The sequence below is a fragment of the Enterococcus mundtii genome (genome assembly GCF_003957375.1).
Taxonomy (GTDB): Bacteria; Bacillota; Bacilli; order Lactobacillales; family Enterococcaceae; genus Enterococcus_B; species Enterococcus_B spodopteracolus.
Genome location: NZ_CP025473.1, coordinates 722,437 through 747,807, shown reverse-complemented (window position 1 = coordinate 747,807; position 25,371 = coordinate 722,437). Strand labels below are relative to the sequence as shown.

22 protein-coding genes are annotated in these 25,371 nt (G+C 39.8%); 3 read left to right on the top strand and 19 right to left on the bottom strand.

Going from position 1 to position 25,371, the window contains the following annotated elements; translation table 11 throughout:
• Positions 1-27 precede the first annotated feature (27 nt).
• The 11 genes from CYK55_RS03845 to CYK55_RS03795 form a co-directional block, all read right to left on the bottom strand.
• Positions 28-291, bottom strand: coding sequence for a type B 50S ribosomal protein L31 (locus tag CYK55_RS03845; RefSeq protein WP_010736059.1), 264 nt, complete (start codon positions 289-291; stop codon positions 28-30).
• Positions 292-387: 96 nt separating this feature from the next.
• Entirely contained in the window at positions 388-1,683 is a 1,296-nt protein-coding gene (gene rho / locus CYK55_RS03840; RefSeq protein WP_034689091.1) for a transcription termination factor Rho, read from the bottom strand.
• Positions 1,680-2,951 carry a UDP-N-acetylglucosamine 1-carboxyvinyltransferase gene (locus CYK55_RS03835; RefSeq protein ID WP_034689092.1) on the bottom strand — a complete coding sequence of 424 codons (1,272 nt, stop codon included), beginning with the start codon at positions 2,949-2,951 and terminating at the stop codon, positions 1,680-1,682. Before CYK55_RS03835 ends, rho begins: the two co-directional genes overlap by 4 nt.
• Before the next feature lie 173 nt (positions 2,952-3,124).
• Entirely contained in the window at positions 3,125-3,994 is an 870-nt protein-coding gene (locus CYK55_RS03830) for a class II fructose-bisphosphate aldolase (RefSeq protein WP_034689093.1), read from the bottom strand.
• Between the two features lie 263 nt (positions 3,995-4,257).
• Positions 4,258-5,868: a CTP synthase gene (locus CYK55_RS03825; protein ID WP_034689095.1), complete on the bottom strand. Its 1,611-nt coding sequence runs from the start codon at positions 5,866-5,868 to the stop codon at positions 4,258-4,260.
• Between the two features lie 656 nt (positions 5,869-6,524).
• Positions 6,525-7,865, bottom strand: a complete 1,341-nt coding sequence (gene glnA / locus CYK55_RS03820; RefSeq protein ID WP_010736064.1) for a type I glutamate--ammonia ligase — start codon at positions 7,863-7,865, stop codon at positions 6,525-6,527.
• A gap of 29 nt (positions 7,866-7,894) precedes the next feature.
• Positions 7,895-8,290, bottom strand: a complete 396-nt coding sequence (locus CYK55_RS03815) for a MerR family transcriptional regulator (RefSeq protein WP_010736065.1) — start codon at positions 8,288-8,290, stop codon at positions 7,895-7,897.
• A gap of 169 nt (positions 8,291-8,459) precedes the next feature.
• Entirely contained in the window at positions 8,460-9,704 is a 1,245-nt protein-coding gene (gene hflX / locus CYK55_RS03810; RefSeq protein WP_126133970.1) for a GTPase HflX, read from the bottom strand.
• Positions 9,701-10,624: a tRNA (adenosine(37)-N6)-dimethylallyltransferase MiaA gene (gene miaA, locus CYK55_RS03805; RefSeq protein WP_126133969.1), complete on the bottom strand. Its 924-nt coding sequence runs from the start codon at positions 10,622-10,624 to the stop codon at positions 9,701-9,703. The genes hflX and miaA overlap by 4 nt, the downstream gene beginning before the upstream one ends.
• A gap of 7 nt (positions 10,625-10,631) precedes the next feature.
• Entirely contained in the window at positions 10,632-11,366 is a 735-nt protein-coding gene (locus CYK55_RS03800; RefSeq protein WP_034689101.1) for a glycerophosphodiester phosphodiesterase, read from the bottom strand.
• 134 nt (positions 11,367-11,500) lie between these two features.
• Positions 11,501-11,965 carry a hypothetical protein gene (locus CYK55_RS03795; RefSeq protein ID WP_404830921.1) on the bottom strand — a complete coding sequence of 155 codons (465 nt, stop codon included), beginning with the start codon at positions 11,963-11,965 and terminating at the stop codon, positions 11,501-11,503.
• 243 nt (positions 11,966-12,208) lie between these two features.
• Between CYK55_RS03795 and clpP the strand changes: the two genes are divergently transcribed.
• Positions 12,209-12,802, top strand: a complete 594-nt coding sequence (gene clpP, locus CYK55_RS03790) for an ATP-dependent Clp endopeptidase proteolytic subunit ClpP (RefSeq protein WP_010736070.1) — start codon at positions 12,209-12,211, stop codon at positions 12,800-12,802.
• Positions 12,803-12,883: 81 nt separating this feature from the next.
• Here clpP and CYK55_RS03785 read toward each other — a convergent pair whose 3' ends face one another.
• The 3 genes from CYK55_RS03785 to efrA all read right to left on the bottom strand — a co-directional run bounded on the left by CYK55_RS03785 (position 12,884) and on the right by efrA (position 16,933).
• Complete coding sequence (locus tag CYK55_RS03785; protein ID WP_126133968.1) at positions 12,884-13,372, bottom strand: gamma carbonic anhydrase family protein; 489 nt, start codon at positions 13,370-13,372, stop codon at positions 12,884-12,886.
• A 73-nt stretch (positions 13,373-13,445) separates the two neighbouring features.
• A complete protein-coding gene (gene efrB / locus CYK55_RS03780) occupies positions 13,446-15,206 on the bottom strand; it encodes a multidrug efflux ABC transporter subunit EfrB (RefSeq protein ID WP_034689104.1) in 1,761 nt (586 codons plus the stop codon).
• Positions 15,203-16,933, bottom strand: a complete 1,731-nt coding sequence (gene efrA, locus CYK55_RS03775; protein ID WP_034689105.1) for a multidrug efflux ABC transporter subunit EfrA — start codon at positions 16,931-16,933, stop codon at positions 15,203-15,205. The genes efrB and efrA overlap by 4 nt, the downstream gene beginning before the upstream one ends.
• A 384-nt stretch (positions 16,934-17,317) precedes the next feature.
• Between efrA and CYK55_RS03770 the strand changes: the two genes are divergently transcribed.
• Together CYK55_RS03770 and rnjA are read left to right on the top strand one after the other, a co-directional pair.
• Positions 17,318-17,530, top strand: a complete 213-nt coding sequence (locus CYK55_RS03770) for a DNA-directed RNA polymerase subunit epsilon (RefSeq protein WP_010736074.1) — start codon at positions 17,318-17,320, stop codon at positions 17,528-17,530.
• Position 17,531: 1 nt separating this feature from the next.
• Entirely contained in the window at positions 17,532-19,211 is a 1,680-nt protein-coding gene (rnjA, locus tag CYK55_RS03765; RefSeq protein WP_010736075.1) for a ribonuclease J1, read from the top strand.
• Between the two features lie 328 nt (positions 19,212-19,539).
• Here the strand turns inward: rnjA and CYK55_RS03760 are convergent, their stop codons facing one another.
• The 5 genes from CYK55_RS03760 to CYK55_RS03740 all read right to left on the bottom strand — a co-directional run bounded on the left by CYK55_RS03760 (position 19,540) and on the right by CYK55_RS03740 (position 25,369).
• On the bottom strand, positions 19,540-19,740 hold the full coding sequence (locus CYK55_RS03760) for a cold-shock protein (RefSeq protein ID WP_010736076.1): 201 nt from the start codon (positions 19,738-19,740) through the stop codon (positions 19,540-19,542).
• Positions 19,741-19,889: 149 nt separating this feature from the next.
• Positions 19,890-20,582: a RadC family protein gene (gene radC / locus CYK55_RS03755; RefSeq protein ID WP_010736077.1), complete on the bottom strand. Its 693-nt coding sequence runs from the start codon at positions 20,580-20,582 to the stop codon at positions 19,890-19,892.
• A 63-nt stretch (positions 20,583-20,645) separates the two neighbouring features.
• A complete protein-coding gene (locus CYK55_RS03750) occupies positions 20,646-21,299 on the bottom strand; it encodes an HAD family hydrolase (RefSeq protein WP_034689107.1) in 654 nt (217 codons plus the stop codon).
• A complete protein-coding gene (locus tag CYK55_RS03745; RefSeq protein WP_034689108.1) occupies positions 21,289-22,602 on the bottom strand; it encodes a bifunctional folylpolyglutamate synthase/dihydrofolate synthase in 1,314 nt (437 codons plus the stop codon). The genes CYK55_RS03750 and CYK55_RS03745 overlap by 11 nt, the downstream gene beginning before the upstream one ends.
• A gap of 121 nt (positions 22,603-22,723) precedes the next feature.
• Positions 22,724-25,369: a valine--tRNA ligase gene (locus CYK55_RS03740; RefSeq protein WP_126133967.1), complete on the bottom strand. Its 2,646-nt coding sequence runs from the start codon at positions 25,367-25,369 to the stop codon at positions 22,724-22,726.
• Positions 25,370-25,371: the final 2 nt, after the last annotated feature.

Below are 25,371 nucleotides of genomic sequence, written 5' to 3'. Positions count from 1 at the left end.
TACACCTTTGATTGCTCAATGGTTTGATTATTCCGCAGCGTTTTCGTCTTTGAGACCGTATTTTTTGTTGAAACGGTCCACACGTCCGTCTGCTTGTGTGAATTTTTGACGTCCAGTGTAGAATGGATGTGAGTCAGAAGTTACTTCGACACGGATGACTGGGTATGTATTACCGTCTTCCCATTCAACTGTTTCTTGTGAAGTTTTTGTTGAACCTGACAAGAATTTGAAACCAGTTGTAGAATCCAAAAATACGACTGGATGGTAATCTGGATGGATATTTTCTTTCATGCTATTCGCTCCTTTGCCCTGCTTCATTTGCTGAACCAGAGTTGATTTGTCGATTTACAACATTTACATCTTACCATGTTTCCTATAAGCTTGCAATTATCTTTTTAAATTTCTTGTGGGATTTTTTTTGCCAAAAGAAACATCTTGGAAATCTTTAAAAAATTGTTGGTTATTTTTAGTTTTTCGCAAGAAACGAATCAATTGTTCCGTATATTCTAATGAGTCGCCAATCATATGCTTACGGAGTTTCCAGATTTCTTCGAGCTGATCACTATCCATCAATAACTCTTCTTTACGAGTACCTGATTTTTTGATGTCGATGGCAGGGAAAATACGTCGCTCTGATAGTTCACGAGATAGTTGTAATTCTAAGTTCCCCGTTCCTTTGAATTCTTCGTAGATGACATCATCCATCCGACTCCCTGTATCAACTAATGCCGTAGCCAAAATCGTTAAGCTACCGCCTTCTTCAATATTTCTGGCAGCGCCAAAGAATTTTTTCGGTTTGTACAATGCAGCAGGATCGATCCCTCCGCTCAATGTACGACCACTTGGTGGTACCACTAGATTATAAGCACGAGCTAAGCGAGTGATACTGTCCATCAAGATGACGACATCCCGTTTATCTTCAACTAAACGCATAGCACGCTCTAAAACCAATTCAGAAACCCGCGTGTGGTTTTGTGGTTGCAGATCAAATGTGGAAGAAACCACATCGCCTTTGACACTACGTTCAAGATCGGTTACTTCTTCAGGTCTTTCGTCGATCAATAGAACGATCAACTCCACTTCTGGATGATTTTCAGTGATCCCATTAGCGATTTCTTTTAAGATGGATGTTTTTCCTGCTTTTGGCGGTGCAACGATCAAACCACGTTGGCCAAAGCCAATCGGCGCGAAAATATCGATCATACGTGTTGCGATTTGTTGAGGTGTCGTTTCTAAACGAAGTTGCTTCTCCGGATAGAGTGGCGTCAATGCTGGGAAATGCGGGCGCTCTTTCGCATCTTCCGGATCTCTCCCATTGACACTTTCAACGTGCATCAATCCGTAATAACGTTCTGATTCTTTAGGCGGTCTTGCTTTACCAGCTACTTTGTCACCGTTTCTTAAACTGAAGCGACGAATTTGGGAGGCAGAGATATAAATATCTTCGACACTTGGACCATAGTTGATCGGACGCAAAAAACCATAGCCGTCTTGTCCAACGATATCTAAAATCCCCTCCATATAGTAAAAGCCTTGTTTTTCAGCTTGAGCTCGAATAACAGCTAGGGATAATTCCTTTTTGTTCATCTTACTGTAATAAGGAATCTTAAATTCTTTTGCATAACTGTAAACATCTTTTAGTGTTTTGTTTTCCAGTTCGGCCATTGTCAAATAATCGCTCATTCGGCTTCCACTTCCTCCACCATTTTGATACCTGCTCCGATTGCTGTTAATTTCTCGATGATATGATCATAGCCACGCAATATATATTCGACATTATAAATCGTGGTCGTGCCTTCTGCCATTAATCCTGCAATCACTAAACAAGCCCCTGCGCGTAGATCTGAAGCAACAACTTCAGCACCATGGAGTTTATTCGGACCATTCAGGATGATCATATTCCCTTCTACCGAAATATCAGCACCCATTCGTGCTAATTCAGGAACATGATTTACTCGCTTCGAATAGATCGTGTCCACGATCTCAGCTGTTCCTGTAGTCATCAATAATAACGGTGTCAACGGTTGTTGTAAGTCTGTGGCAAAACCTGGATACGGATAAGTCATCACATTCGCGGCTTTTAAATTCTTTGAAGGATAGACTTCGATCTCGTCTTCACTGATTTTCATGCTCACACCGATTTCTTGAAGTTTAGCAATAAAACTTTCAAGATGCTCATAGATCACATTCTTGATTTTTACGCCATTTCCTGCGGCAGCAGCTACAGCTAAATAAGTCCCTGCTTCGATACGATCAGGAATCATGAAATGACGGCAGCCATGAAGTGCTTCTACTCCTTCAATACGGATAACATCAGTACCTGCCCCACGGATCTTGGCACCCATATTGTTCAATAATGTCGCAACATCAATGATTTCAGGTTCACGCGCCGCATTTTCGATCGTCGTCTGTCCTTTTGCTTTCACTGCTGCTAACATGATATTGATTGTTGCACCAACAGAAATCACATCCATAAACACACGATTTCCATTCAGCGTTTTGTTTTCTGTTCGTAGGTACATCGCACCATGTTCATTTGTGACCTTTGCTCCTAGCGCTTCAAATCCTTTGATATGAAGGTCGATTGGACGCGGACCAAGGTAACAGCCGCCTGGTAGACCAACAACTGCTTCGCCAAATTTAGCTAATAAGGTGCCCATAAAATAGTAAGAAGCACGCAAGCTATTGATCTTCCCACTTGGCATCGGTACTGAAACGACACCACGTGGATCGATTTCTAATACATTGTTTTCAAAACGGACAGTTGCGCCCATGATTTCTAAAATTTCTATCAATGAATGAACATCTTGAATATCAGGTACACCTTCCAAGATCACAGGAGAATCTGCTAAAATCGCTGCTGGTATCAAGGCAACTGCACTATTTTTAGCACCACTGATCGTTACTTCACCAGTCAATGGACGATTTCCTTCAATGATTATTTTTTTCATTTGTTCCCCACCTTGTTTATTCCTCAAATTTTATACATATGCTTGTATTTTATCATAGATGAAACGAAGAAACGAGTATCGTTCCTTTTATTTAAATAAAAAAAGAGAACAATCGCCGGATTGGCACATTGTTCTCTTCTATCAGTTATCTCGTTCGATCTAACTTTTATCGATTATGCTTTGTTAGCAGAACCGAACCAGTCGATATGAGACTCAGCATCTTTAACGATTGCTGCTTTACCTGGTGCTAATAATTTACGAGGGTCAAATCCTTTACCTTCGCGGTCTTTACCAGCTTCGATATATTCACGAGTTGCTGCAGCAAATGATAATTGGAATTCAGTGTTCACATTTACTTTAGAAATACCCATTGAGATAGCTTTTTCGATTTGATCTTGAGGAATACCAGATCCGCCGTGTAATACTAAAGGTACATCTGAACCTACAGCATCAGCAATTGCTTGTAAGTGATCAAATGCTAATCCGCTCCAGTTTTCTGGATATTGACCGTGGATGTTACCAATACCACATGCTAAGTAGTCAATACCTGTTGCTACCATTTGTTTACATTCTTCGATGTCTGCTAATTCGCCTGATCCGATGATTCCATCTTCTTCTCCACCAATTGAACCAACTTCACACTCAACTGAGATTCCTTTAGCGTGAGCTTTTTCAACAACGTCTCTAGCTAATTTCAAGTTTTCTTCGAATGGTAAATGAGAACCATCGAACATAACTGAAGTATAGCCAACTTCGATACATTCTAATGCAGCATCGTAGTCACCGTGGTCTAAATGGATTGCCACTGGAACAGTGATGTTCATTGATTCAACTAAATTAGTGATCATATCTTTACATACTTTGTAACCACCCATGTATTTAGCTGCACCCATTGAAGTTTGGATAAGTACTGGTGCTTTTTTAGCTTCAGCTGCTTCTAAGATCGCTTGAGTCCATTCTAAGTTGTTTGTGTTGAACCCGCCGACAGCATAACCGCCTTTACGAGCAGCTTGTAAAAATTCAGCTCCTGATACTACTGGCATAATAAATTCCTCCTAAATTTTGTGAAAACTAAATTTGTTAAGATGATCCTTAACCAACGAACCTATTTTACCAAACATTTCACTAGTTTTCTACTAAAATCAATAAAAATGAAAATTTTCAAGACGCTTTTTTCATTAAATAAATAAAATCCACCGAAATATCTTAGGTAAAAGGTTCTCTATAAACATTTAAAATATTTATTAATAACAATTCTAATAATTTGACATCCGCTGATTTTGACGGATCAATTTCCTAGTATTTTTTATTTTGATTCGCGTTCCGTTAACGAAGCACCAACAAATGCTTTGATCAATTTCTGTGGACGGTTCGGACGTGAAATCAATTCTGGATGGAATTGACATCCAACAAAGAATTTCTTCTCGGTAATCTCAACAATCTCAACTAAACGATTGTCTGGAGATACACCTGAAAAGACTAAACCATGCGCTTCAAATTGTTGACGGTATTTGTTGTTGAATTCATAGCGATGACGGTGACGTTCTTGAACAACTTCTGCCCCATCATAAGCTGTAGCAGTAGTCGTGCCTTTTTTGACTTTACATGGGTAAAGCCCTAAACGTAATGTTCCACCAAGATTTTCCACGTTCTCTTGATCTGCCATCAAGTCGATGATGTTGTTTGTTGTTTCTGGGATTGTTTCCGCTGAAGCAGCATCTTCTAACCCTACGACATTCCGTGCAAATTCAACACAAGCCATTTGCATCCCTAAACAAATCCCTAAGAATGGGACATCATTTTCACGAGCATAACGAATGGCTTCGATTTTTCCTTCGATTCCTCGATCACCAAAACCACCTGGTACTAAGATCCCATCTGCCTCTTTCAATCGTTCGTCCACATTTTCACTCGTCAATTCATGTGCTTTGACCCAATCCAATTCGATATCCGCATCAAATGCAAAGCCTGAATGTTTCAATGCTTCCACAACTGAGATATACGCATCAGGTAATTCAACATATTTCCCTACTAAAGCAATACGAACTTTTTTCTTCAAGTTCAAGACACGATTTTCTAATGCTTTCCATTCTGTCATATCTGCTTCTGGTGTTGAAAGCTTCAAATGATCACAAACGATCCGATCCATTCCTTGTGATTGCAATAATAACGGGATTGAATATAGTGTATCTACGTCTGGTGATTCGATCACTGCTTCTGGTTCAACGTCACAAAATTGTGCCAATTTATTTTTGACATCTTGAGATACAGGTTGCTCTGTGCGCACGACTAAGATATTTGGTTGGATACCTAATCCACGTAACTCTTTCACGCTATGTTGTGTTGGTTTAGTTTTCATTTCACCAGCCGCTTTTAGATAAGGAATCAACGTTGTATGGATATACATCACGTTGTCAGAACCAACATCAGCTTTCATTTGACGCAACGCTTCTAAGAATGGCAGTGATTCGATATCTCCAACTGTGCCGCCGACCTCTGTGATAATGATATCTGAGTCAGTCATTTTAGCTGCACGCATGATTTTTTCTTTGATTTCATTCGTAATATGCGGAATTACTTGGACAGTTGCGCCTAAGTACTCCCCTTTACGTTCTTTACGTAAGACTTCTGAATAAATTTTTCCTGTCGTCACATTGGAGTATTTGTTCAAGTTGATGTCAATAAAACGTTCGTAGTGGCCTAAGTCCAAATCCGTTTCTGCTCCATCATCTGTAACGAAAACTTCTCCGTGTTGGTATGGACTCATTGTTCCGGGGTCCACGTTGATGTATGGATCAAATTTTTGGATCGTTACTTTCAATCCACGATTTTTCAACAAACGGCCTAAAGATGCTGCTACGATCCCTTTACCAATCGATGAAACCACGCCGCCTGTCACAAAAATGTATTTTGTCATATGTTCAAAAACTCCTTCTTGTTTTATCTGCAGGAAAAGTCTAAGAAAATAAATAAGGCTCCCTATCCTTCTAAAGAATAGGGAGCGTTGATTTCTGTAAACTTCTGACCCTCTAAAAGGGTGCCCAAGGTGTATATTACAAGCTATCTAAACGAAAGTCAAGTATTCAATTACGTTTATATCTACTGGATGGATAAAAGTACTTTCACTGACGTCAATACATTAAGTCGTATGAAACGCAATAAAAATAGTGGAAGAAAATATTACTATATATCGAAATCGTTGGAACAAAAATCTCATAAGCGATCAAATAATCGATTTATAGAAAAAAATTTCGTTTGGATGGGCCGCTTTTTTCTCCTTCCCATACCATATCAAAGCAAGTAATGGGAAAGTTTTTTCCATATCCACTACAAGCGAGTCACAAGACCAAAAAATTCACACTCCAGTGATGAAGAAAAAATTGTCTAGGACATTAGTCCTCTTGTACCACTTAAAACCGAATAAACGGCGGGAACAGAAGTAACCTCTTCAGAAATAAGGCGCCATCCACAAAAATTTGAAAAACAATTTTCGCGGATGACGCCTTATTTCTCGAGGCTGAACACTTCTGTCCCGACCTCTTCTATACTTTTCATTGATTTAACGGGATTTTATTAGTAAAGCTCTAAATATTGTTCTCTTTCCCATTCAGAAACGGTTTGTCTAAAGGCAGCCCATTCCAGACGTTTTGCCTCCACAAAGTTTGCAAAGATATGATTGCCTAACGCATCGATCATCACTTTGTCTTTGCGCAATTCTTTGATGGCATTGTGGATTGTTGATGGAAGATCTTGGATTTGCGCTTCTTCACGTTCTTCTTCGTTCATCACGTAGATGTTACGATCAACAGCCGGTGGTGGTGTCAATTCATTACGGATACCATCTAAACCTGCTTGTAATAAAACAGCCATTGCTAGGTATGGATTCGCTGCTGGATCGACAGAACGTAATTCTAAGCGAGTGGATAAACCACGAGATTCCGGTACACGTACCAACGGCGAACGATTACGTCCACTCCATGCTACGTAAACAGGGGCTTCGTAGCCTGGAACTAAACGTTTATAAGAGTTGACCGTTGGATTGCAGACTGCCGTATACGCGCGGGCATGTTTCAATAAGCCACCTAAGAAATGATACGCAGTTTGACTTAATTCTAAATCTCCGTCTTTATCATAAAAGGCATTTCCATCTTCATTGAATAAAGACATATTGCAGTGCATTCCAGAACCATTGATCCCGAATAATGGTTTTGGCATGAAAGTCGCATGCAAGCCATGTTTACGAGCGATGGTTTTCACGACTAATTTAAACGTTTGGATATTGTCACAAGCATCAACGACATCTGCATATTTAAAGTCGATCTCATGCTGTCCAGGAGCCACTTCATGATGAGAAGCTTCCACTTCAAAGCCTAAGCTTTCTAATTCCAATACGATATCTCGACGGCAATTTTCGCCTAGATCCGTTGGTGCAAAATCGAAGTAACCACCTTTGTCATTCAACGTCGTTGTGATGCCACCATCTTCATCTAATTTGAACAAGAAGAATTCTGGTTCAGGCCCTAAATTGAATGAGGTAAAGCCAAGTTTTTTCATGTCATTTAATGAACGTTTCAGATTGCCACGAGGGTCACCAGCAAATGGAGTACCATCTGGATTATAAATATCACAAATCAGGCGCGCCACTTTGCCGTGGTCGCTTTCCCATGGGAAAATCATCCAAGTAGAAAGATCAGGATACAAGTACATATCACTTTCTTCGATTCTGACAAATCCTTCAATCGAAGAACCATCAAACATCATTTTATTCTCAAGTACTTTGTCGATTTGACTCACTGGAACTTCAACATTTTTGATTGTTCCTAATATATCTGTAAACATCAAACGTAAAAAGCGTACGTTCTCATCCTCAATGATTCGTTTAATTTCTTCGCCTGTGATTTGTTTCTTTACCATGGTATCCCTCTTTCTTTTTTTTATTTCATTCAGTCAAAGTATTGACGTTGTTGCAAGCCTTGTGACTGATAATGTCCTGTTTTGGCTAACCCACCTTGAGCTAATATCTCATCACGAAAAATTTGACGAACGTCGTGATCGGTCAGCGGTTTTTTACTTTTTTCTTCTTGTTTTTTCGCCTGTGCCATTTCATAGACCCGTTTGATGCCAGCCATATTCAATCCTTCTGAAAGATAATCCTTGATTTCTAATAGAATATCGATATCATTCAATGAATACATGCGGCGATTTCCTTCACTGCGCTCAGGATGAACAAATTCCTGTTCTTCATAATACCTGATTTGTCGAGCAGTCAAGTCTGTTAGTTTCATAACTGTACCAATTGGAAATACCGACATTGAACGACGTAATTCCTTTTCTCCCATCTGACGTCTCCTTTCGTCCTATCAATTGAATAAAGTATACCAATCACAAAAAAGACTGTCAACCTCTCATGTCAGGTTTCCTTACATAAGAGGCGGTTTTTTTTATAAAAAAACTTGATCCACTTCTATATAAAGTCGATCAAGCTCGTTTTTTCTTATTCTTTATTTTTTAAAATAACTCATCTTTTTTTAGCCATTTTGAATTTTTATTCGCAAAACCACGTACTTCATAGCTATTTTGTTCTTCAATGAAGCGTTCATCTAATACAAGTGTCTGCCGTCTCAACTCACTTAATGTTTGTCCTTGATCACTTGGCACAATTTTCGTATAAGGAAGCATCAACTCCATCAATTGCCGTTTGATGGCCTCAATCAAGCGTTCTTTGCCCTCTTGTGTCTGAGCAGAAATCAAGACATTCGGAAATAAAGTCGGTATAAATCCTGCTGTGTCGATTTGGTCTGATTTATTATAGACAGTCAATACAGGCATTTCTTTCATATCTAACTCGTCCATCAACTTTAAAACTGTTTGTTCTTGCAAGATTTGATCAGAAGAACTTGCATCGACCACATGGAGCAGGAGATCCATCCCTTGACTTTCTTCAAGGGTTGAATGGAACGCATCAATCAACTGGGTGGGCAGATCTTGGATAAAACCAACTGTATCCGTTACAGTCAATTCGAATCCTTCCGCAAAACGCCATTTTTTCGTCAACGGATCAAGGGTGGCAAATAGTTGATCTTTCGCATATGATTCGGCTTGCGTCAATAAATTAAGAATTGTTGATTTACCCGCATTTGTGTAACCGATCAAACCAATTTGAAACACTTCGCTACTTTGTCTTTTTTGCCGATTACGTTCTCGATGAGCCTCCACTGCTTTTAGCTCTCTTTTTACGCCTAAGATCTTGTTGCGGATATGCCGACGATCCGTTTCCAGTTTTGTTTCTCCTGGTCCCCTTGTACCGATCCCACCACCAAGACGAGAAAGCGACTCACCTTGTCCAGCGAGACGAGGTAGTAGGTATTGCAATTGCGCCAATTCGACTTGCAGTTTTCCTTCTTTAGATCGCGCACGCATCGCAAAGATATCCAAGATCAATTGGACTCGATCAATGACCGGCGCCCCTACCGCATCGGTAATCAGCTGACTTTGACGTGGAGTCAATTCATGGTTGAATATGACAAGATCTGCCTCATAAGCATCTGCTAATTGGGTCAATTCTTGAAGCTTTCCTTTACCGATCAACGTTTGACGATCCACTTGCGGTCGTTTTTGCGTGAGTCTATATACGACTTCACCAGCTGCTGTATCAATCAATTGTTCCAATTCTTTCATTGATTCAGCAAAATATCGCTGATTTTCTTCCGTTTCTACACCAACAATGATTACTTTTTCTTTTGCTTCTCTCATGTTCTCACCTCTTTCAGCCAACCTTCGATGGCATTTTCGATCTCTGCTAGATCTGTCGGTTTTTTCAAGAGATCGAACCAATGCGCCGTCAAACGATTACGAAACCAAGTCAGTTGTCGTTTGGCATAGCGCCGAGAGTTCAATTTGATTTGTTCGACTGCCTCATCTAGAGTGATGTTTTCTTCAAAATAAGGAAAAAATTCTTTATAGCCGATCCCTTGACTGGCTTGAACCCCCCCTAATTCATAGACCTTTCTTGCTTCTGCAATCAATCCCTCTGTGAGCATTTGATCCACTCGTTGGTTGATTCTACTATAAAGGAACTTACGCTCCGTATCCAGACCGATCATATAATAATCATACAAGCACTCAGGTCTATCTTTCGGCGCCATGATACTATAGCCTGTTGTCTCAAATACTTCTAATGCGCGAATCACTTTTCGCTGATTATTCCAATGGATTTTCCCCGCCGCAAGCGGATCGCGTTCATTCAAATAAGTCCAAAGTTTTTCTTTTCCTAGTTCTTCAGCCATTTTTTCATATTTCTCTCGAACAGCAGCATCCGTTTCTTCATTTGCTCCTAATTGAAAATCGTACAATAACGATTGAATATATAAACCGGTACCACCAACGATGATCGGCAAATGTCCTCTTTCGGTGATCTCCTTGATCAACTTGCGACCTGCCTGTTGAAAATCCGCTGCCGAATACTGCTGGTCTGGCTCGATCACATCAATCAAATGATGAGGGATTCCCATCATTTCAGTTGGCTTGATTTTTGCCGTACCGATATCCAAATGTTTATAAATTTGTAAGGAATCTCCACTGATGATCTCGCCGTTGAATTTTTGGGCAAGTGTCACACTTAACGCTGTTTTACCAACTGCTGTGGGTCCTACGATCACTAATACTTTTTCCATATGGCTCCTACTTTTTCATTAATTGTTTAACATACCAAGCACGTTCAGGAAAGTCTGTGATGAGTGCATCCACAGGTTCCTTTAATCCTCTTTCAAGCTCTTCTGTCGTATTGACTGTCCAAAGACGAATACGCTTTGGAAACTCCTGTATTTCCTGAGGATGCGCAAATGCCCAAGTTGCTTTAGGGTGAAGACCTTCAATAAAAGGTAAGGTCTTAGCTAGATCTAATTTTTTCATTGAATCACTCATTAAAAGATCCAGTTGTGCGTCTGGTTCGATGACAGATAAACGTTCTAATGAACGAAGGTTGAAACTACAATAAGCATGACGAAACGGCCACTCATTTTTTGTCATAAGTTCAGATACTTGTGCTTCGATTCCTTCATACTCATACTTGTCCGTTTTGATTTCGATCATCAATGTTCCTCGATAATTTTTTTGGAGAAGTAGCGAGAGTACTTCTTTTAGCGCAGGGATTTTCGCTGCTGGGAAATCTTTACTAAACCAACTGCCTGCATTCAATTTTTTCAGCTCTTCGAGAGTCTTTTCTCGAACAAGGCCTTTGCCATTGGTTGTTCGATCAACGGTTTCATCATGAATAACGATCAGTTGACCGTCCTTACTAAGATGGACATCTAGCTCGATCCCATCCGCCCCCACTCTTACTGCTTCAGAAAAAGCGGGCAATGTATTTTCCGGATGGGTTCCTTTACTTCCTCGATGTGCATAAATCTGTACCATAGTCCTCACTCCGATCATCCCTATTTTACCACAGGAACAAAAAAGAAAAAGCTTGGGCTAATTGTAAGTGCCCAAACTTTTACTTTATCAAAATGTTTAGTTTCTCTTATCATTGAATAAAAAATATGTTTTGTTTAGCTCCACACATCATCTTTTGAGAAAAAGCCGATTGGTTGTCTCGTCGTATTTTTCAACTGGGATTTTTTCTCATTGATCATTGCGGTCAAATTATCTGTGAAGTTTTCCAAAATGACACGCCCACCTTTGTAAGCATAGCCGCCAATCTTCATCGTTTCATCCGGTGAAAGAATCACTTTTCGATGAGCGATATTCTGGAATAATTCATCTAAAATATAATTTGGCAAATAAAAATTATTTTGTGCCGAAAATGATTGCAAATACGCAAAGTCATCGATTGTGATATAACAATCGTCAAAAGCATCAAAGCTGACATATTCGTCCAACAAGCTCGCACGCTTTTGGAGAATCTCATTGATTTTTTTATTTAATTGATTCAATGTTTCGATTTCTTTGACTTTCAGTTCCAATTCGCGTCTACGTTGCTCTTTATTCTCAAGATGACGCATTTGGATCGCCATCCCTAAGTAGACTAAGATTGCTCCTACTAATACACCGATAAAACCTGTGATAGCAATTACCAATTACGGTTCCTCCTTCTTATTGATTTCTTTTTTATCATAACATAAACTCACTTTATGAGACTAGCTCTCGGAAAGTTTTTTCATTTGACCTTTATTGACCAAAAATGTATACTACTTTGTAGGTAATCAAAATCAATTTATGTTACACTATTTCTAAACAAATCAAGGAGGAACCTTATTATGAATTTAATTCCTACAGTTATTGAACAATCCTCACGTGGGGAAAGAGCCTACGATATTTACTCACGTTTATTGAAAGACCGCATCATCATGTTGAGTGGACAAGTAACAGATGATCTAGCAAACTCAATCATCGCACAATTGCTATTTCTAGATGCACAAGATTCTGAAAAAGACATTTACATCTATATCAACTCACCTGGTGGTTCTGTGACCGCTGGAATGGCCATCTATGACACAATGAATTTTGTCAAAGCAGATGTCCAAACAATTGTTATGGGGATGGCTGCTTCAATGGGAAGTTTCTTATTGACTGCCGGAACAAAAGGGAAACGATTTGCTTTGCCAAATGCTGAAATCATGATTCACCAACCACTTGGTGGCGCACAAGGACAAGCAACAGAAATCGAAATCGCTGCACGTCATATCTTACAAACCCGCGAACGTTTGAATAAAATCTTAGCGGAACGTACTGGTCAACCAATCGAAGTGATTGAAAAAGACACAGATCGTGACAACTATATGACTGCTGAACAAGCCAAAGCATATGGCTTGATCGATGAAGTCATGGAAAACAGTGCTTCATTAAGCTAATTAATCCGCACGACTATAAAAGAAGGTCCGTCATTCAAAGATGACAGACCTTCTTTTTCTACTGTAAAATAAGTGATCAGCTTATTTTTGCCATTCTTTGAAGAATCCATCTGCATGTTTTTGTCCCATCTCGATATAATGCACAATATTCTGTTTATTTTTTTGGATTTCTTCTTCTGTTAACGGACGGATTACCTTGGCTGGTCGACCAAAAGCTAAAACATTCGGTGGTATAATTTTTCCTTCTGTCACAAGTGAGCCTGCTCCGATCAAACTATTCTCACCAATAACTGCATGGTTCAATACAGTCGTTCCCATGCCGATCAATGCGCCTTTTTCGATTTTACATCCATGAAGCATACATTGATGTCCGACTGTGACATTTTCAGCAATCTCAACTGAGGCATCATGATCGACATGGATGACCGTCCCATCTTGGATATTGGTTCCTTTGCCGATTTTGATCCAATTGCTGTCGCCACGAACCACTGCTTGGTACCAAACCGTAACATCTTCTCCTAATTCTACATCACCGATAACCGTCGCATTATTTGCTATAAACCTTGCCATCTTTTTCCCTCTTTTCATTTTATTGAAGAAAAAAGGTCCTAGAAGACTATTCGTCCCTAGAAACCTCTTTTCATTATTCCGCTGCTTCAGCAAATTGGCTGTTATAAAGTTTCTCATAGAAACCGCCTTTTGCTAATAAACTTTCATGTGTTCCTTTTTCAATGATTTGACCTTGATCCATCACTAAGATCAGATCGGCTTCACGTATCGTCGATAGACGGTGAGCGATCACAAAACTCGTTCGTCCTTCCATCACTTTATCCATTGCTTTTTGGATCAACGCTTCAAGTCTCGTATCAACAGAACTAGTCGCCTCATCCAGAATCAATATCTTCGGATCGGAAACAACCGCACGAGCAATCGTCAGCAATTGTTTTTGTCCCAACGAGACATTATCTCCTTCTGAATTGATCTCCATTTCATAACCATCAGGCATCGTCCGGATAAAATGATCGACATTCGCTGTTTTCGCTGCATCAACGATCTCATAATCCGTTGCATCTAATTTACCAAAACGAATGTTGTCGGCAATCGTGCCCTCGTACAACCAAGCATCTTGCAGTACCATCCCAAACATGGAACGAACATCACTTCGGCTCATCGCTTTCGTATCAATCCCATCAATTTTGATCGCGCCATGCGTCACATCATAAAAACGCATCAATAAGTTGATCAATGTTGTCTTCCCAGCGCCCGTCGGTCCGACAACTGCTACCATTTGTCCAGCTTTCACCTCAAAGTTCAAGTCTTGGATCAAAGGTTTCTTCGGATCATAAGCAAAATCGACATGTTCAAACGAAACATTTCCATAGATCGTTTCTGGCAAAGGAACATCGGTCTTGTTTTCTTTTTCCTCAGGTTCATCTAAAATCTCAAATACCCGTTTCGTGGCTGCGGATGCACTTTGCAATACGGAAGATAATTGCGTCACATTACCCATTGGTTGGCTGATTTGCCAAATATATTGGATAAAGGCTTGTAATTGCCCAACCACAATAACTCCAGAAATTACATAAAAGCTGCCCAAAACTGCCATACCGATATACGTAGCGTAGGCAGTTAATTGTACTAACGGCATCATCAATCCAGAAATAAAGGCTGCTCGAAACCCAAAATGTTTCAAGCTATGGTTGACCTTATGAAATCCTTCAAATGTTTCTTTCTCACGACCGTATACTTTTAACACACTGAATCCAGTCATGTTTTCCTGAACATAGCCATTTAATTCACCTAAAGAATTTTGCATTTCTTGGAAATATTTTTGAGAAGCATTGATCACTCGTTTAGATATCCAAATTGACGCTGGAATCATGATCATTGAAATCAACGCCATGACCGGTTGGATATAAAACATCATCGCTGCTGCCATCGTGATGCCCAAAATAGCATTGACAATACCGATAAAGGCTTGTTGCAAGGCACCACTAACTGCGTCAACATCATTCGTTACACGAGATAAAATATTTCCTTGTTGATTTTTATCGAAATAAGAAACCGGCAAACGATTGATTTTTTCTTCAATATCTCTACGCAAGTCTTTCATGGCACTCTGAACAACATTTGTCATCAAAACCCCAGAAAGCAATTGAGAAATACTATAACCTGTACCAACCACCGCGATCCAAATCAAACAGTTGATGATATAAGAAAAATTGATTGCCTCATTATTCACTAGATTTTTACTGATTTCTGTTGTTGGAAGCCCGACGACATAAGGCAATGCCGCATTGAAAGCCACTGTTAAAAATGTAAATAGTAGCACTAAGATAAACATCAATCGGTAAGGACGGATATAGCGAGCTAAACGTTTAAAAGAAGCGAAGGTTTTTTTCATGCTAATTCCTCCTTCGATAATTGAGAAGCGGCAATGTCATAATAAATCGGACAATTTTCTAGTAGTTCACGATGTGTGCCCATACCTACTACTTCCCCTTCATTCAATACGATGATCTTATCGGCGTGCATGATCGTACCCACACGTTGTGCAACAATCAATACGGTTGATTCAGTTGTTTCTTTTTTCAATCTTGCACGAAGTTTTGCATCCGTTTGATAATCAAGTGCTGAAAAACTATCATCGAAAATATAGATTTCTGGTCGACGGATGATTGCTCGTGCAATGGCTAACCGTTGCTTCTGCCCACCTGAGAAGTTTGCTCCACCTTCAGAAAGATGTTCATCATAACCGTCCGCTTTTTTAGAAATAAAGTCGGTTGCCTGCGCAATATCAGCCGCACGTTCCATTTCCTCTTGCGTTGCATCTTCTTTTCCGTATCTCAAGTTTTCAGCGATCGTTCCAGTAAACAATAGTGCTTTCTGTGGAATAAACCCAATTTTTTGTCTTAGTTTACTCAACTTGTACTCACGCACATCTACACCATCAATCAGGATCTCACCATGAGTAACATCATAAAAACGTGGAATCAATTGGATCAATGTAGACTTCCCACTACCTGTACTACCAATAAATGCGACTGTTTCCCCAGGTGAAGCAGTAAAGCTGACGTTGCGGATCACTGGTTCTTGCGAATGTCCAGGGTAAGCGAAGGTCACATTTTTAAATTCAATGTAGCCTTTCGTTTTTGTTTCCGATATGCCATTTGGATCTTCAACAATAGCAGGAGTAGCATTTAAAGCTTCTTGGATACGACTAGCAGAGACTGCTGCTCGCGGATACATCATAAACACACTGGCAAACAACATAAATGAAAACAACGCGTGGAAAATATATTCAATAAAAGCAATTAGATTTCCTACTTGCAACTGTCCATCTGCAATTTGTAGCGTACCACTCCAAATAATCAAAATCATCACAATATTGAAGAGGAAGAAAAAGCCAGGTTGAGCAACTGCCATTAAGCGAAAGAGACTTTTAGAACTTGAAGCATAATTCTCGTTGACTTTTTCAAATCTTTTTTCTTCGAATTTTTCATTTACAAACGCGCGGATAACGCGTAGACCTGATAGGTTTTCACGTAAAATACTATTGATCCTGTCTAAATTCTTTTGTTGAATTTTTGATAAAGGTTCAGAAAATTTAGCAATCCCAACAACAGCCAACAATAAGAATGGCAATGCACCAATCACGTATAAACCAAGAGATGGACTTGTACGCATAACCATATACAAACTAACAACAAACATCATCGGTGCCATAAAACCGATTCTTAGAATATTTTGTAGAAACAACATGATTTGATACGCATCATTGGTCGTACGAGTGATCAATGATGATACACCTAGTGTTTCATATTCTTGATGTGAATACGTTTGGATATGTTTGAACAGATCATCACGAATGTCTGCAACGATATTCGTCGTGATCCTTGACCCAAAATAACCTAAAAATATATTCATTATGATCCCGATCACAGTGATCACGATCATCAATAGTCCTTGTTGTTTCACATAGTCAAAATCATCGTTGAGGATTCCAACATCGATCATGCGTGCTAAAATAGTTGGTAGACCTAGTTCGATCAGAATAAAACCGAACACACAAATAAAATTCAACACCAAATATTTTTTATAGCGCATGGTGTAATGCCACATTAACTTCACTTTATCATCTCCTTTAAATATTCTATCTTGCCATTACTTTCAATAGTAGCACAATCTACTACTTTATAGAACACTACATTTTTCAAAAAGAAATTTTTCTGAAAATTATTTTCTCTTCGTACGTTTTTTCATTTTACAGTGACCGTTTTCTATACTTATCTCTTGATTTATGCTAGAATAGCAATTAACTATTGTATGTTTCATACAGAGGATCCGAGTAAAAAATATTCCAATTGGATAAGCAAATGCGAGGCTTGTCTCTTTAAGGAGAATCAAGTATTTTTCTTAAAGTATAAAAAAACACAGGTGGCTTGTCCCCTCGTTTTGTGTTGTCCAAAAAATACGCTAAATTACTGCTTTAAGCAGATAAAGGAGACATAAACCATGATTTACAAAGTTTATTATCAAGAGTCAAAAATCCGTAACCCAAAACGTGAAGAAACACAATCGCTATACATCGAAGCAAACAGCGATGTTGAAGCACGCCAACGAGTGGAAGAAAATACCCCATACAATATTGAATTCGTACAACTTCTAGAAGGTAACCATCTAGAATACGAAAAAGAAAACCCAGCATTCACATTAGTGGAGTTTTAAGATGAAACTTTCCATCAAAAATAATGAGACAGGCGTCTTTGCGATTGGTGGATTAGGTGAAATCGGGAAAAATACGTATGGGGTACAATTCCAAGATGAAATCATTATCATCGACGCTGGAATCAAGTTTCCAGAAGATGAACTGCTTGGCATTGACTACGTCATTCCTGATTACAACTATATCGTACAAAACATACACAAAATCAAAGCATTAGTGATCACTCATGGACACGAAGACCATATTGGTGGGATACCTTACTTATTAAAGCAAGCAAATATCCCGATCTACGCTGGCCCTCTAGCTTTAGCTTTGATCACAAATAAACTGGACGAACATGGCTTACTTCGTGATGCTGTGCTAAATGAAATCAATGAAGACACTGTGATCCGTTTTAGAAAAACATCTGTCAGCTTTTTCCGAACGACCCATAGTATTCCGGATGCTCTAGGTGTGGTTGTCAAAACACCTTCCGGTAACATCGTTGCTACTGGAGATTTCAAGTTCGATTTTACACCTGTAGGAGAACCAGCAAATTTGCATAAAATGGCTCGTATCGGAGAAGAAGGCGTTCTTTGCCTCCTTTCAGATAGTACCAATGCAGAGATTCCAACGTTTACGAAATCAGAGAAGACGATTGGCCTTTCTATTTTGAAAATATTTGAGAAAATCGAAGGTCGGATCATTTTTGCTAGCTTTGCTTCTAATATCTTCCGTCTACAACAAGCAGCGGAAGCCGCTGTAGCAACGGGTAGAAAAATTGCTGTTTTCGGGCGTAGTATGGAAAATGCGATCGTCAACGGACAACGTCTCGGCTACATCAAAGTGCCTGACGGTACCTTTGTCGATGCGCATGAAATCAATCGTTTGCCTGCAAATGAAACAATGATCCTATGTACAGGTTCGCAAGGTGAACCAATGGCTGCATTGAGCCGCATTGCGAATGGTACCCATCGTCAAATCCAAATCCAGCCAGATGATACAGTGATTTTTTCTAGCTCACCGATCCCAGGTAATACAACAAGTGTGAACCATTTGATCAACTTGTTGTCTGAAGCTGGCGCTGAAGTGATCCATGGAAAAATCAATAATATCCACACATCTGGTCACGGTGGTCAAGAAGAACAAAAATTGATGCTTCGTTTGATGAAGCCAAAATATTTTGTACCGGTGCATGGGGAGTTTCGGATGTTGAAGATCCATGCCTCTCTTGCACAAGACACAGGTGTACCAGCTGAGAATTGTTTTATCATGGAAAATGGTGATGTATTAGCATTAACAAGTGATTCTGCTCGTTTAGCTGGAAAATTCGTCGCTGGCGATGTGTATATCGATGGCAGTGGAATCGGTGATATCGGTAATGTTGTTTTACGAGATCGTCATTTACTTTCAGAAGAAGGACTCGTTCTTGCAGTGACAACTGTCGATATTAAGAAAAAAGAGATTCTAGCTGGACCAGATATCCTTTCTCGTGGCTTCGTCTATATGCGAGAATCAGGGGATATGATCAATGAAGCACAACGTATTTTGTTCCACGCATTGCGTGATGTGCTAAATGCCCCCGACTGTTCAGAGCATAAATTAAAAGAAGCGATGGTCGGTGCATTACAACCTTACTTGTTCGATCGAACAGAAAGACATCCAATGATCATCCCTATGGTGATGACCCCGGATCAAAACTAACTTAAAACCGCGGTTGGAACATCAGTGTTCAGCCTCGATAAATAAGGTGCCATCCACAAAAATTGTTCTTCAAATTTTTGTGGATGGCGCCTTGTTTATCGAAGAGGTTCTTCTGTTCTGCCGTTTATTCGGTTTTTGGTGGTGAGAATTAATGTCCTACTCCCGATTTTTTATAAAAAAAAGCGAGACCCACAAAAATGTAAAAGAACAATTTATGTGGGTCTCGTCTTATTTTTAGAGGGAAACACGTTGGTTTCACCCTCTGACATCAATTATTTGGTTCGCTCCATGACAAAGCAAGCCTCATAACAGTATATTTTCGTATAGATTACGCTTTTTCAACGTTTGTAGCTTGTGGGCCACGATCTGAATCTTCTACGTCAAAAGTAACTGCTTGACCTTCTTCTAATGTTTTGAATCCGTCACCTTGGATTGCTGAAAAATGTACGAATACGTCGCTTCCATCTTCACGTGAGATAAAACCAAATCCTTTTTCAGCGTTGAACCATTTAACTGTTCCGTTTTCCATTAATAATACCCTCCTCGTGCCAAAGCACTTATTTGATTGTAACATTGCTCGTGTACGATAGAGGTGCAACAGATGTTTCAACTTCTATTCCCAAACAAAATTACATTATAATTGTACACTTCGTTGTTTTTTTTTGCAAGAAAGCTACATCATTCTTTTTCCATTAATCCTTCTTCACGCAAACTAAAGTATTGTTTGCTGCCAATAATCAGATGGTCAAGAACTTCAATCCCCATCATCTCTCCACATTCCTGGATGCGTCGTGTCAATCGCATGTCTTGCTTGGATGGAAGAACGTTGCCGCTGGGATGATTATGAGCAAGTACTAGCCGTGCTGCCGAATAGCGGACTGCGTAATGAAATACTTCACGTGGATGCGCGATCGTCTGATCCAATGACCCGATGAACAAGGTTTTCTTTAGTAAGATTTGATTTTTTGTATCAAGATAGATACAAACTAAATGTTCTTGTTTTTGATCTTTTAGTTCTAGGATCAATTCTTTTGCCAATTCATAACTCGCATGGACAGTCGTTGTTTGACGCAACTGATCGACTTGTATCCGTCGACCCAGCTCAATCAATGCTTTGATCTCTAAGGCTTTGACCCGACCAATCCCACGAACCGCTTCTAATTCTGCTAGTGTTGCTTGTCTCAAGAGCGCTAAACCACCAAATTTCTTCAATAACGTACCCGCAACTTCTAATACGTTATACGGATGTTGACCAGTCCGAAGCAAAATGGCTAAAAGCTCTTGATCTGATAACGCATCCTCTCCATAAGTCTCCATCCTCTCCCTTGGTAGAGACGTGGCGGGTACTGTTTGAAGCAAATTTTTTTCCATAAAAAACCTCCTTTCCCGTGCGCTCAAAATAAGATACGGAAAAGGAGGATATTAATTTTATTTTTATTTGATCAATGCCGGAACTTCATGAAGTGAAGAAACAATCGCCGTTGTCTTAGCGGCTAATTCATCAGAAGGTGCTAATAAATCTGGCACCATGATTACTGGGATTCCTGCACCATACGCTGCTAGTACCCCATTTTGTGAATCTTCTAATATCAATGTCTCCGCTTTTTCAGTACCTAAAAACGCATGGGCATGTAAAAAGATTTCTGGATCTGGTTTTGCACGTTTGACATTTTCAGCTGAGACGATCGTATCAAAACGATGACGTAGATTATTTTTTTCTAGTAACAGTTCAATGACATGTCGCTGATTACTTGATGCGACTACTTTTGGGATATCTTTTTCTTCCAAAAATTTCAAGAATTCTAAAACACCTGGTTTTAATTCAACTTGACCTAAAGCAAAACGATCAAGCGTTTCTTGATAGGAATCGTCGATAAATTTTTGGACAGTTTCTCGACCAAAGCTTGCAAAAATAGTATGGTAGTTCGCCCAAACTTCTTCATCAGAAACGCCTAAAAATCGTAAGTAAAGATCTTTGTCATAGGGAAACCCCATCCGATCGGCTACTGTTTGGGATGCCTCATAATAAACGATCTCTGTATCAAATAATAAGCCATCCATATCAAAAATCACTGCATTAACTTTCATTTTTTCCTCCCAACTGTACAAGCAAACGTCGCACTTCCGAAATAAAATAGAGTGAACCTGTCACTACAAGAATATCCTCAGCCGTCATCTTCTCCAAGATCTCTGCAAGTCCAAATTGCCACATTGAAACAATCGTAACTTTCTCATCAGTCGTTGCTTGGATATCCGACAGCTCAATGGCTTTAGGATAATCAAAAGTAGTGACGTAAATTGTCGCGTCTGGTACTTCTTGTAATTGGTGTAACATTTTATCAACCTCTTTTGTTCGTAAAGCAGAGAACAAAAGATGGATATGATAGCCTTTGAATTCTTGTTTAAGATTTTGGACTAAACGTGCCATCGCATGGGTATTATGCGCCCCATCTAAAATCACTAAGGGTTCTTCACTTAATCGTTCCATACGTCCTGGCCATTGCGCCTTTTTCAAGCCATTGGTCACGTCTTTTTCGCGGAATGGAAGATTCATCCGTCCACAATAGATTTGATACATTTCAATCGCCATACCAGCATTTTCAACTTGATGTCTCCCAATCATATGGATAGTCAACTTAGGGATTTTACCAAACTCATTTTGGAATGAAAAAATTTCGCCCCACTCTTCTGCCGGATGTTTGTAACTGACTGTGTAAGCCTCTCCCCATGCGTGTTGTGTAGCATTTTTTAATTTTGCTTGTTTTTCGATCACTGTCAAGGCTTCAGGTACGATATTTCCAGTGACCAGCGGCACATTTTGCTTGATAATCCCTGCTTTTTGAGCAGCGATTTCTTCGATCGTGCCGCCCAAAATATCTGTATGATCCATACCAATCGTTGTGATACCCGTCAACAAAGGTTTCGCTACGTTTGTTGAATCGAGTAAACCACCCAATCCCACTTCAATGATCGCGACGTCCACTTGTTCTTCCAAGAAATAATCAAATGCCATAGCAGTCAACGTTTCAAATTCGGTAATGCCAGCTACTGCTTCAAATTGATCCATCTGCTCAACTAGCGGTTGATATTTCTTTACTAGTCGAATCAATGATTCATCAGGAATACCTTGTCCATTGATCGAAATGCGCTCATTGAAAGATTCGATATATGGGGATGTAAATGTTCCGACTGTCAAGCCGGCTTCTTCTAATAAATATCTTAAATAAGTCACTGTTGAACCTTTGCCATTCGTCCCTGCAATATGGATCGTTTTGACTTTTTCTTCTGGGTGTCCGACTACCTCTAATAAGGCCTCTACTCTGTCTAATCCAGGACGTGAGCCAAATGGTAATCGGCTATGGATCCAATTGATTGCTTCTTCGATTTTCACGTTAATATCCCCCCATTCCTCTTCATTATAACAAAAAAGCTTACGTAAGAAACAATGAAATCCAGAAGAGCTCTTTTGACTTAAAAAAGAGAGGCAACATCCGTCACCTCTCTCTTTCGTCTTACTTGATTGATTTTAATTGCGCAATACGTTCATTGACAGCTGCTTGTTTTTCTAAATAATCTTTTTCTTTTGCACGCTCTGCTGCAACTACCTCATCCGGTGCATTCGATACAAAACGCTCATTACTTAGTTTTCCTTGTACACGTTTCACTTCGCCTGTCCATTTTGCTAGTTCTTTTTCTAGACGCTGGATTTCTTCTTCAATGTTGATCAGCCCTGCTAAAGGTAAGAAGATTTCCGCGCCAGTCAAGACCGCTGACATTGCTAGATCTGGTGCAGTTACGTCACTTGAGATCGTCAACTCTTCTGGATTACAGAAGCGCTCGATATAGCTAGTATTTTCATTTAAGAATTGATCGATCTTCGGATCATTTGTTTTGATCAATAACGTGATTGGTTTTGATAATGGTGTATTCACTTCAGAACGGATATTACGTACAGAACGAATCAATTCTTTCAGTACTTCCATCCCTTTTGATGCTGCTTCATCATCGTATTCGGGTTGCACGACTGGATAGTCAGCCACTACTAAAGAAGTACCTTTATGAGGGATATGTTGCCAGATTTCTTCTGTAACAAATGGCATGATCGGATGTAATAAGCGTAAGATCTGATCCAACGTATGGACAAGAATACTACGGTTCGTTTGTTTCGCTACTTCGTCCTCACCGTAAAGTGTTTCTTTACTCATCTCAATGTACCAGTCACAGAAATCATCCCAGATAAAGTTATACAATTGGCGACCAGCCTCACCAAATTCAAATTGTTCAAACAAGTCAGTCACTTTAGCGATTGTTTCATTCAAACGTGTCAAAATCCAACGATCGGCTACAGTTTTCTCACCCGAAAGATCAATATCTTCTACAGTCATCCCTTCAACATTCATGATAACGAAACGAGAAGCATTCCAGATTTTATTGATGAAGTTCCAAGAAGCATCCATTTTTTCGTAACTAAAACGTACGTCTTGTCCCGGTGCTGAACCATTAGATAAGAACCAGCGTAACGCATCAGCACCGTATTTTTCAATGACTTCCATTGGGTCGATCCCATTTCCAAGAGATTTACTCATCTTGTGTCCTTGTTCATCACGAATCAATCCATGGATCAGTACATTCTCAAATGGACGACGTTCTGTAAATTCCAAGCTTTGGAAAATCATTCGGCTTACCCAGAAAAAGATGATATCATAGCCCGTTACTAATGTACTTGTTGGGAAGTAACGTTGGTAATCTTCATTGTCTTCGTCAGGCCAGCCCATTGTTGAAAAAGGCCATAACGCTGAACTGAACCAAGTATCCAGCACATCGGGATCTTGTAACCAGTTTTCACTGTCTGCTGGTGCTTCCATGCCCACGTACATTTCACCAGTTTCCTTATGATACCAAGCAGGGATCTGATGTCCCCACCATAATTGACGTGAGATTACCCAGTCATGAACATTTTCCATCCAGCGTAAGAAGGTTTGGTTGAAGCGTGGTGGGAAAAAGTCAACTGCATCATCAGTTTCTTGATTTTGGATCGCCTTTTCAGCTAAAGGTGCCATTTTTACAAACCATTGTGTTGATAAACGAGGTTCAACGACTACCCCTGTACGCTCAGAATGTCCTACATTGTGGATCATCGTTTCGATCTTGATCATACGACCAAGTTCTTTTAGATCCGCAACAATCGCTTTACGTGCTGCAAATCGGTCCATCCCTTGATATCTACCTGCTAATTCATTCATCGTGCCATCTTCATTCATGACATTCACTCGTGGTAGGTCATGGCGGTTACCGACTTCAAAGTCATTTGGGTCATGTGCGGGCGTGATTTTTACAACCCCTGTTCCAAATTCCATGTCGACATATTCATCTGCTATGATCGGGATTTCTTTATTCACTAGTGGTAAAATGACTTTTTTACCAATCAATGATTGGTAACGCTCATCTTCTGGATGAACAGCGATCGCCGTATCACCAAGCATCGTTTCTGGACGAGTCGTTGCAATTTCCACCACACCTGAACCATCAGCCAATTCATAGCTCATATGATAAAAGGCACCTTCGATCTCTTTGTGGATCACTTCGATATCAGAAAGAGCTGTGCGTGCTTGTGGGTCCCAATTGATGATGTATTCGCCACGATAGATCAACTCTTTTTCGTATAGGCTGACAAATACTTTACGAACAGCTTCGGACAAGCCATCGTCTAAAGTGAAGCGTTCACGGCTATAATCCAAAGATAAACCCATTTTTGCCCATTGTTCACGGATATGACCGGCATATTCTTCTTTCCATTCCCATACTTGATCAATAAATTTTTCGCGACCTAGATCATAACGAGAAACACCTTGCTCACGTAATTTTTCTTCTACTTTTGCTTGTGTTGCGATCCCTGCATGATCCATCCCTGGTAACCATAACGTATCATAGCCTTGCATTCTTTTTTGACGAATCAACATATCTTGCAATGTTGTATCCCAAGCATGACCTAAATGGAGTTTACCAGTCACATTGGGAGGTGGGATAACGATTGAATAAGGTTTTGCTTTTTTGTCGCCACTAGGTTTGAACAAATCTTCGTCTAACCAGTTTTGATAACGCCCCGCTTCAACTTCTTGCGGATTATACTTTGTCGATAAATTCTTTTCTTCCGTCATAC